This window comes from Paraburkholderia sp. A1RI-2L, assembly GCF_048957375.1.
Taxonomy (GTDB): Bacteria; Pseudomonadota; Gammaproteobacteria; order Burkholderiales; family Burkholderiaceae; genus Paraburkholderia.
Genome location: NZ_JARBTA010000001.1, coordinates 306,883 through 319,436 on the forward strand (window position 1 = coordinate 306,883; position 12,554 = coordinate 319,436).

Genomic DNA, 12,554 nt, shown 5'->3' on the forward strand with positions numbered 1-12,554 from the left:
ACGTTTCGACGATGAAACGCGTGCGGAGTGCCTGGCGATTCGCGTTGCAAAACTGGACAACGCAACGACCTTCGTCTGACCTTCGCGCGGCTCAGGAGTGGGGTTGTGCCGAGGCCGTTTCGGCTTGGAGCGTGCGCAGCTGCTCGGCCGGAATGTGGCAGCGGATGCAATGGCCGTGGGCATCCGCGTCGAAGGGCGGCGCGGCTTCGTCGCAGATCGCGCCGAGCTTGCGTGGGCAACGCGCGCTGAAGACACAGCCTGTCGTGCCGCCGGTGGCGTTGTGCGGTATGTCGCCGGTGGGCGTGCCGGCGAGGGTATGGCTCGTGGATGTTTCGCGCGTGAGCATGCCGGGATTGAGCAGCGTTTCGGTATACGGATGGCACGGGCCGCTGAGCACGGCGCTCGCGGGGCCGCTCTCCAGCACGCGGCCCGCGTAGAGCACCATGACGCGGTCCGCGAGATAACGCACTACGTCGAGGTCGTGTGAGATGAACAGATAGCTCACGCCGTGCTCGCGCTGCAGGCGCGCCAGCAGATTCAGGATGGCGGCCTGCACCGAGACATCCAGCGCCGAGGTCGGCTCGTCGCAGATCACCACACGCGGTTCGCCCGCGAACGCCTGAGCGATTGCCACGCGCTGCTTGAGGCCGCCCGAAAGTTGCCGCGCGCGGGCTGCGAGGTAGCGCACCGGCACGCGCACCGCTTCGAGCAGCGCGGCAATGCGCGCCGCGTTGCGGGCTTCGGCGCTTTGGTCTGCAGTCCCGCCTGCAGTTTCGTCCGCGGGCTCCTCTGCCGCTTCGCGCGATCGCGCGCTCGATGCATCGCCCGCGCCTGCGCGCCGTGCCTGGGCGAGCGCGCGGCCCACCAGCCGCCTCACTGGCAGTGCACGATTGAGCGAGGCGTCAGGATGCTGGAACACGATGCGCAACGCCTGCAGCTGCCTGGCGTCGCGCTGCGCGAGACGCTCCGCGAGGGGCTGTGCGTCGAGTTCGAGGGTGCCGCCCGGGTCGGCGGCATGGAGCCCGAGCAGAAGCTTCGCGAGTGTCGTCTTGCCGCTGCCCGATTCGCCGACGAGGCCGAGCGTTTCCCCCGCGCGCAACTCGAGCGAGACGTCGGCGAGCACGCGCTGCGCGTGCTCGCCGCGGCCGAAGGTGCGCGAAACATTGGCCGCGCGCAGGACCACTTTCGCCTCGTGTGCGCGCGGTGCGCACAGCGTTTCCTCAGCCGGTTCGTTTGTCTGCGGATTCGACTGTCCGGTTGATGGAGCAATGGTCTGTGCACCGGTGCGCATATCGGCGACGTTCGCGTGGTCCGCACCCTCGGCGACCGGCAGCTCGATGGCCCGCTCGTGATAGTGGCAGCGCGACATCTGCTCGCCGTGCGCCGCTTCCATGCGATGCGGCGGCGGCGCGTGCTCGCGGCAACGCCCGTCAGCGAGACGGCAGCGCGGAGCATAGACGCAGCCATACGTGAGCGTGCCAGGGGCCGGCAGCTCTCCGGGAATCGTGTCCAGCGCGCCATGCGCCTTGTTGCGGCCCGGCGCCGGCAGGCAGCGCAGGAGCCCAACCGTGTACGGATGGCGCGCCCGCGCGAACACGTCGCGCGTTGCGCCTTCCTCCACGAGGCGTCCCGCGTAGAGCACGCCCATGCGCTCGCACATCCCGCGGATCACGGCCAGGTCGTGGCTGATGAGCAACACCGCCATGCCGAGCTCCGCGCGCAGTTGCGCGATGAGCGCGAGCACCTCGGCCTCGACGGTGGCGTCGAGGCCCGTGGTGGGTTCGTCGAGGATCAGGAGCGCCGGGTTCGACGCGAGCGCCATCGCGATCACCACACGCTGCTGCATGCCGCCGGAGAGCTGATGCGGCCAGCTCGCCATCACGCGCGCGGGGTCGGCGATGCGCACGCGCTCGAGCATCGCATGCGACTGCGCGAGCGCGTCGGCGGGGTGTGCCCCGGCGGCTTCGAAAGTCTCGCTCAGCTGGCGGGCGATCGTGAGCGTCGGGTTCAGCGCGCTGGCCGGATCTTGATAGACCATCGACACCTTGTGGGCGCGCAGCATGCGCAGACCTTCGCGATCGAGCGAGAGCACGTCCTCGCCAGCGATGGCGATGCGCCCCGCCTTCACGCGGCCGTTATGTGCGAGATAGCGCAGCACGGCGAGCGCGACCGTCGATTTGCCGCAGCCCGATTCGCCCACGAGGCCATACGCTTCGCCACGCCTGATGCGCAGCGACACGTCGGTGAGCACGTCGCGGTCCTTGCCGCGCACGCGGTAGGCCACCGTGAGGCCGACCAGCGCGAGCGCATCGTCCGCGCGCGGTGCGTGGAAGGTGGCGAGGGCGGGGCGCACGGCATTCATGAGTCGAGCACCTCGCGCAGGCTGTCGGCGATCAGGTTGACCGCCACCACGAGCGATGCGATCGCGAGTGCATCGAAGGCGACGGTCCACCACGCGCCGCCCGCGAGCAGCGCGTACGACTCGGCGAGCGCGAGGCCCCAGTCGGCCGAAGGCGGCTGGATGCCGAAGCCGAGAAACGAAAGCGTCGCCACCGCGAAGATCGCGTAGCCGAGGCGTACCGTTGCTTCAACAACGATCGGCGGCCAGACGTTCGGCAAGATCTCTGCAAACATCACGTAGTGCGCGCGCTCGCCGCGCAGCCGTGCGGCGGCCACGTAGTCGAGATGGCGCTCGGCGAGCACGGCCGCGCGCACGGTGCGTGCGACGAGCGGCGCGAAGGTGATGCCGATCACCAGCACGACGGCGAGGTTCGAGGCGCCCACGGCCGCGAGCACGAGCAGCGCGACGATCACGAGGGGCAGCGCGAGCACGGCGTCGAGCGCGCGCGCGACGAGCGTGCCCGCCCAACCTTCGACATAGCCGGTCAGGAGGCCGAGCGCCGTGCCCGCGAGCGTGCCGGTCAAGGTGGCGAGCGGTGCGATCGTAAGAATGTCGCGCGCGCCCACGATCACGCGCGAGCAGATGTCGCGGCCGAGCTGGTCGGTGCCGCACCAGTGCGTGCGCTCGGGCGGCAGCAGCGAGCTGAGCGGGTCGGACGCATAGGCGTCGTAAGGCGCGATCCTGGCGCCCGCGAGGGCGCAGACGATCCATGCGAGCAGAATCAGCGCGCCCAGCACGAACGCGGGCGAGCGCAGCAAAAGACGCAACGGGGCCACGAAGCGCGGCGCGCCGGCTTCGGCCTCGTGCGAGGTCGCATCGTTAATCGATTCGGATACCGTATCGTTCATGCGTATCCCTGTTAGCCCGTCAAGAACCCGTTTGCGCGCGCAGCCGCGGATCGAACAGCGCGTGCAACAGGTCGGCGCCGAGATTCGCGAGCGTGTAGACGAGGCCTACGGTGAGCACGCCCGCTTCGAGCAACGGAAAGTCCTTCGCCTTCGCTGCGTTGTAGATGAGCGAGCCGATGCCCGGATAGCGAAACAGCGACTCGACCACCACGAGTCCGCCGATCAGATAGCCGAGCTGGGTGGCCGCCACGGTCGCGCTCGGCAGCAGTGCGTTGCGCAGCACGTGGCGCACGATCACGACGCGGCGCGGCAGGCCCTTGAGGACTGCGGTGCGCGTGTAGTCGGCTTCGAGCGCGTCGAGCATGCCCGCGCGCGCGATGCGCGCAAGATAGCCGAAGAACACCAGCACGAGCGGCAGCACCGGCAGCACGAGGTGGCGCAGCGTGTCGAGCACGCCCGCATCCGCTGGCGCGACGGCCTCGATCGGCAGCCAGCGCAGCCAGACACCGAACACGAGGATGAGCGCGATCGATGAGACGAATTCCGGCACCGCGCTCGCGCACAGCCCCAGCGTGCTGATGAGCCGGTCGAGCCAGCGTCCGCCGTGCAGCGCGGCCCATACGCCGCCGCCGATGCCGAGCGGCACGACTACCACGAACGCGAGCAGCCCGAGCTTCGCCGATTGCAGGAGCGCATCGCCCACCAGCGGCGCGACGGGCTGGTGGAAGGTCCACGAGGTGCCGAGGTCGCCGCGCAATGCATGGCCGATCCATCTTGCGTATTGGTCGAGCAGCGGGCGGTCCGCGCCGAGCGCGTGGTTGAGCGCTGCTACGGCGCGCGCGTCGGCGAGCGGGCCGAGCACCGCGCGTCCAACGTCGCCCGGCAGCAGTTGGCCGCCCGCGAACACCAGCACGGAAAGCAGCCAGAGCGTGAAAAGCGCCCATGCGGCGCGCTGCGCGAGAAAACGCGCGACGCCCTTGCCGCGCACCCCGCGCATGGGGTGTGCGCCGAGCGGCTCGCGAGGGTTCAATTCGGGCGGTCTCGTCAGCGGTGTAGCCATCGGACTCCAGATGCGCGCATGGCAGGCGTTGCGCGACGCTCACGCCGCGAGCGTCGCGCGGTCGAAGTAGAGTTGTGCGAGCGCGGTGAAATGCACGCCCGAAAGCGCGGTGCGTTGCGCGATCAATTGATCGTAGAAGTACGGGATGATCACCGGCGTTTCATCGAGCAGCAGCGTCTGGATCTGCGCGGCCACTTGCTTCTGCGCGGCCACGTCGAGCGTCGCCGCGAATTGCGCGACCAGCTTGTCGTACTGCGCATTGCGAAAGTGTGCAGCATTCCACGTGCCGCCGCTCGTGAACGGCGCGTTGAGGAACACGTTCGGCACGCCGCGATGGCCGTAATCCGTGATGCCGAGCGGCGCGTCGAGCCAGTCCGATTTGCCATACGTGCCCGCGCCGTAGTATTGCGACTGGCTCTCCACCTTCAGCGCGATGCGCACGCCGATCGCCTTCGCCGCGTTCTGCACGACCACGGCGAGATCGGGAATCTCCATGTACTTCTCGGTCGTGAGCGTGATGTCGAAGCCATTGGCGACGCCCGCCTGCGCGAGCAACTGGCGCGCCTTCGCAACATCGATCTTGCGCTGGGGCACCGTGCCGGCCGTCGACGGGAAGATCGGCGCGAACGGGCTGTCGTTGCCCACCACGGCGCGGCCCTTGAAGAGCCCGCGCACCATCACGTCGCGATCGAGCGCGAGTGCGAGCGCCTGGCGCGCGCGTTTGTCCTTGAACGTGGGCACGTCGTTGCGCATGTGGATCTGCCGGTGCGCGCTCGAACGCACGCCGATCACCTTGAAGTCGGGATTGTTCAGGATGCCGATGCCGCCCTGCACGGTGAAGGTGCCCATGACATCGGCCTGATGGCCCTGCAGCGCGAGAATCTGCGCCTGCTCGTCGGCGTAGAACGCAAACTCCACGCGTTCGGGCAGCGCTTTCTCGCCCCAGTAAGCGTCGTTGCGCACGAAGCTCGCGCCGCGCCGTGTTTCGTAGCGCTCGAGCTTGAACGGCCCGGTGCCGATGAAGCTCTTTTCGTAATTGCCCGCGTAATTCGCGGGCAGCAGCACGGCGTTGTAGTTGTCCGAAGAAACGTAGTAGGGGAAGTTGCCGTTGGGCGCGTCGAGATGGAACGCGACGGTGTGCTCGTCGACCATCTTCGTGCCGCCCTTCGAGAGCACGCCCTTGAGCACCGAGAGCGCCGCCGAGCCGCTCGCGGGGTCGGCGAGGCGATCGAACGTGGCGACCACGTCCTTCGCGCCGAATGGCTGGCCGTCGTGGAATTTCACGCCGGGGCGCAGCTTGAAGGTCCAGACGCCGGCGCTCGCGTTGGGCTGCCACGAGAGCGCGAGCGCCGGTTGCAGATGGCCGTCGGCGTCGTCGTTGGCGAGGAATTCGCCGGTCTGGTTCAGGAGGCAGAGCGCACCCGCGTCGGTCACCGTGAGCGGGTCGACCGCGCCCGCCGGCATCAGGTGGGCAACGCGGATGGTCTGATTTCCCGGCTTGCCGCGCGTGGCCTGGGCGCGCGCGCTGCGCGGCGCGACGAGGCCGCTGCCCGCCAACGCGAGGCTCGACAGCCCGAGCGCGCCGGCATAGCGCAGCAACTCGCGGCGCGTGAGCCGGCCGGCGAGGAACTCGTCGATGGCGTGGTTGCCGTATGCGCCTGCACGGGCGCGCAATGCGTCGAAGGAAGCGGCCGCAGTCGAGCACAACCCTTGCGCTGGTTCGCGCGAGTCAGGCGGGGGGGACTCTTGCGGTAAAGCGGGCTTCGAGAGCGAGAGGCGGCGGGGCGGCTTGGACTGCTGACGTTTCATCGGCGCGGGTTTCCGGTGCGGTTCCGTGGAAGGGCGCGGCCGCGATGGAAGCGGCCGCGACGGCGGCATGCGGTACGGCAGACGACGAATAGTGCTTAGTTTAGGCGTTTTCGGCCATGCCCGCTGATACGGGCGTAGCCGGGGTTGTACCGGATTGCGTAGCCAGTTCAACGAGGCCGGGCCGGCGCCAGCGGTGGAACAGCACCGAGCCGATCCAGCACGCGATGAAGAGCGCGACGAACGCGTAGCCGATCTCGCCGAAGTGCGCATTCACGCCGGCGGCGGCCGACCACAGGCCGCCGCTCGCGCCGAGCTGCGCGCCGATAAGCCCCGCCGCTTCCACGCCGCCGATCATGACAGCCAGCAGCGCCGAGACGAGCGTGATGCTCGCGTTGTAGTAGAGCTTGCGCTTCGGATCGTCCATCGCCCAACCGTAGGCGTGAACCATCAGCACGTTATCGGTGGAGTCGACGAGCGTCATGCCGGCGGTGAAAAGCGCCGGGAACACGAGGATCGAGACCATCGGCAAGCCCTTGCCCGCTTGCGCGGCGGCGATGGCGAGCAGGCCGATCTCGGTGGCGGTATCGAAGCCGAGGCCGAACAGCAGGCCCACGGGATACATGTGCCAGCTCTTGCTCACGAGCGCGAAAAGCGGCCGCAGCGCGCGCGCGAGGAGCCCGGCGGGGGCCATCGGTTCAGCGCTCGCCACGGCTGCTTCGGCTGTTTCGGCGTCGTCCCGATGCGCGCGGCGATAGCGGCGCCAGACGTCGCGCAGGATCACGAGGTTCATGCCCGCGATCACGAGCAGGAAGCCCGACGACACCAGCGTGCCGATAGTCGCGCCGATCTCGTGCCACTGCTCGAAGCGCCCCTGCAGCGTGAGCGCCGAGAGCGCGATGCCGAGCGTGGCCGCGATCACGATGCTCGAATGTCCGAGCGAGAACGCGAGGCCCACGCCAAGCGGCCGTTCGCCGCGCTGCATGAGCTTGCGCGTGACGGCGTCGATGGCGGCGATGTGGTCGGCGTCCACGGCGTGGCGCAGGCCGAAGCCGTAGGCGATGACGGCGGTGCCAATAAGCAGCGGATAGTGGCGCAACGCGATCAGCGCCCACGCCCACGCCGCGATGTTGGCCCCGAGCAGGGCTGCGTAAAGCGCAATGAGGCGCGGACGCAGCGATTTGGCTGCAGCGGGCGGGGCGGACAATGTCATGCGCTATGAGGTTTCAATGCGAGGTTTCAATGCGAGGTTTCAATGCGGTCTCAAGGTTCGTGCGGATGGCGATGAATCGGATCGACCCAATAGACCGTTTCCGGCGCTTCGACGGCGTCGATGTTCAGATTCACGACCACGGCCTCGTTGTCGCTGCGCACGAGCACGCATTCGAGCGGATCGTCGGTGCTCGCGTTGATCTCCTGATGCGGCACGTAGGGCGGCACGAAGATGAAGTCGCCCGGGCCCGCTTCGGCGGTGAATTCGAGGTGCTCGCCCCAGCGCATGCGCGCCTGGCCGCGCAGCACGTAGATCACGCTTTCGAGCGCGCCGTGATGATGCGCGCCCGTCTTCGCGTTCGGATGGATCGTCACCGTGCCGGCCCAGATTTTCTGTGCGCCCACGCGCGCCGCATTGATTGCGGCAGCGCGGTTCATGCCGGGCGTTTGCGCCGTGTTCGTGTCGAGCTGGTCGCCGCGTATCACCTTGACGCCGTTCTCGCGCCAGTCGGGCGCGTGCTCATGGTCGTGATTCATGGTCGTGTCTCCTTACTCCGGCCCCATGCAAAGCTGTGAAAAAGCCCGCCCCTTGCGGGACGGGCTTCGAGTCATGCGCTTCGCGCACGCCTTATTGCTTCTTCGCGTTGATGACCGCTTCGGCCACGTTCTGCGGCGTTTCGGCGTAATGCTTGAACTCCATCGTGTAGGTGGCGCGCCCCTGCGTGAGCGAGCGCAGCGACGTGGAGTAGCCGAACATCTCCGAAAGCGGCACTTCGGCGCGCACGATCTTGCCGCCGCCGCCCGCGATGTCCTCCATGCCCTGCACGATGCCGCGCCGGCTGGAGAGGTCGCCCATCACGTTGCCCATGAAGTCCTCGGGCGTTTCCACTTCCACCGCCATCATCGGCTCGAGCAGAACCGGCTTCGCTTTGCGCATCGCTTCCTTGAAGGCCATCGAGCCGGCCATGCGGAACGCGTTTTCGTTCGAGTCCACATCGTGGTACGAGCCGAACGTGAGCGTCACCTTGGTGTCGACCACCGGATAGCCCGCGAGCACGCCCGCCTTGAGCGTTTCCTGGATGCCCTTGTCGACGGCCGGAATGAACTCGCGCGGAATCACGCCGCCCTTGATGGCGTCGACGAACTCGTAGCCCTTGCCCGGCGGCTGCGGCTCGAGCGTGATGACCGCGTGACCGTACTGGCCGCGCCCGCCCGATTGCTTGACGAACTTGCCTTCGACATCTTCGACCTTGTTCTTCACGGTCTCGCGATACGCGACCTGCGGCTTGCCGACGGTGGCCTCCACGCCGAACTCGCGCTTCATGCGGTCGACGAGAATTTCGAGGTGCAGCTCGCCCATGCCCGAGATGATGGTCTGGCCGGATTCCTCGTCGGTCTGCACGCGGAACGACGGGTCTTCCTGCGCGAGACGATTGAGCGCGATGCCCATCTTTTCCTGGTCGGCCTTGGTCTTCGGCTCGACGGCCTGCGAGATCACGGGCTCGGGGAAGATCATCTTTTCGAGCACGATTGCATGCGCCGGATCGCACAGCGTGTCGCCCGTGGTGGCCTCCTTCAGACCCACCGCCGCCGCGATGTCACCCGCACGGACCTCCTTGATTTCCTTGCGCTCGTTCGCGTGCATTTGCAGGATGCGGCCAAGGCGCTCCTTCTTGTCCTTCGTCGCGTTGAGCACCGTGTCGCCCGAATTCACCACGCCCGAATAGACGCGGAAGAAGATCAGCTGGCCGACGAACGGGTCGGTCATGATCTTGAACGCGAGTGCGGAGAACGGCTCGTCGTCGTTCGGATGGCGCTCGATCTCTCTGTCCTGGAGGTCGTGGCCGAGAATCGCAGGCACGTCCACGGGCGAGGGCAGATAGTCGATCACGGCGTCGAGCATCGCCTGCACGCCCTTGTTCTTGAACGCGCTGCCGCACAGCATCGGCACGATCTCGTTGGCGATCGTGCGCTTGCGCAGCGCGCCCTTGATTTCCTCTTCGGTGAGGCTCTCGTGGTCGTGCAGATATTTATCGAGCAGCACTTCGTCGGCCTCGGCGGCGGCCTCGACCATCTTTTCGCGCCACTCGTGCGCGAGATCGACGAGGTTTGCGGGGATCTCCTCGTATTCGAACTTCACGCCCTGGCTCTCGTCGTCCCAGACGATCGCCTTCATCTTCACGAGATCGACCACGCCCTGGAAGTGGTCTTCGGCGCCCACGGGAATCTGGATGGGCACGGCCACACCCTTCAGGCGCTCGCCGATCTGCCGCTGCACGCGGAAGAAGTCTGCGCCCACGCGGTCCATCTTGTTGACGAACGCGATGCGCGGCACCTTGTACTTGTTCGCCTGGCGCCACACGGTTTCCGATTGCGGCTGCACGCCGCCCACGGAGTCGTACACCATGCACGCGCCGTCGAGCACGCGCATGGAACGCTCGACTTCGATGGTGAAGTCGACGTGCCCCGGGGTATCGATGATGTTGATGCGATGCTCGGGGTAATTGCCGGCCATGCCCTTCCAGAACGCGGTGGTCGCGGCCGAAGTGATGGTGATGCCGCGCTCCTGTTCCTGCTCCATCCAGTCCATGGTCGCCGCGCCGTCGTGAACCTCACCCAGCTTGTGATTCACGCCGGTGTAGAAAAGGATGCGCTCGGTCGTCGTGGTTTTGCCGGCATCGATGTGAGCGCTAATCCCGATGTTGCGATAGCGCTCGATGGGAGTCTTGCGAGGCACGGTGATCTCCTTGGAATAACGCGCCATGGAAAGTGCCGGGCGGCGCGCGGCGCGGCCTGCGCGCGGCCCGGCGGTCCGCGCGGCGGCGTGCCCGGGAGCGTTTCAGCGTGCTTCAAGGTGCTTAAACGTGCATCGGGCAGATGCGCGCCGCGCGGCGGATTACTAGGATAGCGCTTGCGCGGCGCTTTTGCTGAAAGGGCGTCAGAGCCCGAGAAGGCGTCTTGTGGAGGGCGTCGCGGCGCGGCCTGGCGGGTGGGGCGCGAGAGTCAGGCGCGCACAAGCGGCGCACGCCACGCGCGCAAAAAAGCCGGCGCCGCGAACTGCGGAAGCCGGCTCATGCGCCTCGGAGGGCGGCGGGGCGGCGCAATATCGGCGCCGGGACGCCCGGGGCGGGCCAAAGTTGCCCGGGTGCTTACTGCAGCCGCGGCAGGCCGTCGATCTTCATGCCGGGCTTGATGCCTTTCGCCGTGAACCAGCCCTTGCTCATTTCGAGCGCGTAGACGCCGTTATTGCGCGGGCAGTGGTTGTTGGTGGTTTCGGCCTGCATTTCGTCGATGTCGGTGATCGTGCCGTCGGCGCGCATGAACGCGATCGACAGCGGAATCAGCGTGTTCTTCATCCAGAAGCAGTGCACGGCGTTCTCGCCGAACACGAACAGCATGCCTTCGTTCGGCGCGAGCTGCGTGCGATACATGAGGCCTTGCTCGCGGTCCGCGTCATTGGCGGCCACGGCGGCATCGATCACGAACATGCCTGCGGTGAGCTTCGTGTGCGGAAAATCGCCGGGCTGCTTGGCGCCGGGCGGCATCTGCTGTGCGTGCGCCGCGCTGCTGGTGGCGGTCGCGGTGAGCGTAAGGGCCGCAAAGGTGCCGAGCGTGGCGGCGAGCGGAAAAGCGACGGCGAGCGCGCAACGCGCGATGAGCGGGCGCAGGGAAAATCGCACGAGTGAGCTCCTTGCTTGGGAATAATCCGCGCATGTTACGCGAGTCCGCGAACGCGGGTCAAAACATGCAGCCGTAGTGGGACGATACGCGGACGATGCATAAACAAAAAGGCAGAGTGCCTTGCGACACTCTGCCTTTCGAACGCGGTGAAGAACGGCACGAAGCGCCGCTCTTCTAGGCGTCTTTCAGCGAGCTTACTCCGAAGCTGCCGAAGCGGCTTCAGCCTTAGCTGCCTTCTTGTGCGACGACTTCTTGTGCGTCGACTTCTTGTGCGTCGACGACTTGTGAGCCGTCGAAGCAGCAGCAGCCGGAGCTGCCGATGCCGGAGCAGCAGCTTCCGGAGCCGAAGCTTGTGCGAATGCAGCCGTTGCGAAGAGGCCAGCGACCAGAGCGGCGATCAGTTTGTTCATGTTGTGAATCCTCAGCTTGAGTTGATTAACCAAGTGACCCGGTTATTGGAGTCAGGTCGGTAAACGTGCCATCCACCTTTCGGTTGACAGTCGTGAGCGACAAATTCGGAACGAATTGACGAACGCGTCTGCCAGCGGTCGGGACCGTGCATTGCTGCGCTGGGCCCGTAAGGCTGAATGCCGGATAGCTTCGGGGCGGCATCTGCGTGAAATAACGCATGGTTTCGCGTACCGGTTGACGCGAATTCCTCATTTGTTTTTCTTCGCGCGAAATTCGTAAGGCAACGCGCCGATGCACGGCGCACGCGGCAAGCCGTAAATGACGGAAAAGTGCTTACGCAACAGTCACTTGTGTGCCGTGCGCGTGGGTGTCGCGCGGCGCCAGGGCGCATCGGTGGGTACTTCGACACTCGCACCGGGGGGGAGGCCCAGCGAAAAAATATCGAGCGAGCCGATTGCCACGCGCACGAGACGCAGCGTCGGAAAGCCCACCGCCGCCGTCATGCGCCGCACCTGGCGGTTCTTGCCTTCGCTGATGGCGAGTTCGATCCATGTGGTGGGAATCGCCGCGCGATAGCGAATGGGCGGCGTGCGCGGCCACAGGAGATCGGCGTCGTCATCGGAGATTTTTTTTGCGCGGCACGGCTGCGTCACGAAATCGACAAGATCGACGCCGCGCTCGAGCGCCGCGAGCGCGTCCTCGCCGGGCGCGCCTTCGACCTGCGCCCAATAGCGCTTCACGAGCTTGCGCTTCGGTTCGGCTATGCGGGCTTGCAGTGCGCCGTCGTCGGTGAGCAGCAGCAGACCTTCGCTGTCCGCATCGAGACGGCCAGCAGGATAGACGCCCGGCGTCTTGACCCAATCCGCAAGCGACTGGCGTGTTTCGTGCGGCGAAAACTGGCAAATCGTGCCGAACGGCTTATTGAGGGCGATCAAGCGCATAGGGAATAGGGCGAGCGTGCCAATGAGGAATGGGAGTCTTCTGGAATCAGGGCGCGCCGCGATATTAATGCATATTGGGCCGCATCGAATAACGGGTCCTATATAAGACATCGGACATTCTCGATGGGCGATGGCGCCGCGCAGCATAAATGCAGGAATGACCTGCGGGGCGGGCAATGGGGCCGTGGGCTAGA

The 12,554-nt window shown here is 66.6% G+C and carries 10 protein-coding genes; all 10 read right to left on the bottom strand.

The window, feature by feature from the left end; all coding sequences use genetic code 11:
• Positions 1-91 precede the first annotated feature (91 nt).
• A complete protein-coding gene (locus PWP93_RS01430; RefSeq protein ID WP_421043198.1) occupies positions 92-2,362 on the bottom strand; it encodes a dipeptide ABC transporter ATP-binding protein in 2,271 nt (756 codons plus the stop codon).
• Positions 2,359-3,249, bottom strand: coding sequence for an ABC transporter permease (locus PWP93_RS01435; RefSeq protein ID WP_421043199.1), 891 nt, complete (start codon positions 3,247-3,249; stop codon positions 2,359-2,361). The genes PWP93_RS01430 and PWP93_RS01435 overlap by 4 nt, the downstream gene beginning before the upstream one ends.
• A 19-nt stretch (positions 3,250-3,268) precedes the next feature.
• A complete protein-coding gene (locus PWP93_RS01440; RefSeq protein ID WP_421044978.1) occupies positions 3,269-4,246 on the bottom strand; it encodes an ABC transporter permease in 978 nt (325 codons plus the stop codon).
• A 102-nt stretch (positions 4,247-4,348) separates the two neighbouring features.
• A complete protein-coding gene (locus PWP93_RS01445) occupies positions 4,349-6,118 on the bottom strand; it encodes an ABC transporter substrate-binding protein (protein WP_421043200.1) in 1,770 nt (589 codons plus the stop codon).
• 100 nt (positions 6,119-6,218) lie between these two features.
• Complete coding sequence (locus tag PWP93_RS01450) at positions 6,219-7,328, bottom strand: HoxN/HupN/NixA family nickel/cobalt transporter (protein ID WP_421043201.1); 1,110 nt, start codon at positions 7,326-7,328, stop codon at positions 6,219-6,221.
• 50 nt (positions 7,329-7,378) lie between these two features.
• A complete protein-coding gene (locus tag PWP93_RS01455; RefSeq protein WP_421043202.1) occupies positions 7,379-7,864 on the bottom strand; it encodes a cupin domain-containing protein in 486 nt (161 codons plus the stop codon).
• A 91-nt stretch (positions 7,865-7,955) separates the two neighbouring features.
• Complete coding sequence (gene fusA / locus PWP93_RS01460) at positions 7,956-10,064, bottom strand: elongation factor G (RefSeq protein ID WP_421043203.1); 2,109 nt, start codon at positions 10,062-10,064, stop codon at positions 7,956-7,958.
• A 412-nt stretch (positions 10,065-10,476) separates the two neighbouring features.
• Positions 10,477-11,007 carry a DUF192 domain-containing protein gene (locus tag PWP93_RS01465; RefSeq protein WP_421024599.1) on the bottom strand — a complete coding sequence of 177 codons (531 nt, stop codon included), beginning with the start codon at positions 11,005-11,007 and terminating at the stop codon, positions 10,477-10,479.
• Between the two features lie 195 nt (positions 11,008-11,202).
• On the bottom strand, positions 11,203-11,418 hold the full coding sequence (locus PWP93_RS01470) for a hypothetical protein (protein ID WP_421024598.1): 216 nt from the start codon (positions 11,416-11,418) through the stop codon (positions 11,203-11,205).
• Positions 11,419-11,763: 345 nt separating this feature from the next.
• A complete protein-coding gene (locus PWP93_RS01475) occupies positions 11,764-12,360 on the bottom strand; it encodes a pseudouridine synthase (protein WP_421043204.1) in 597 nt (198 codons plus the stop codon).
• Positions 12,361-12,554 lie beyond the last annotated feature (194 nt).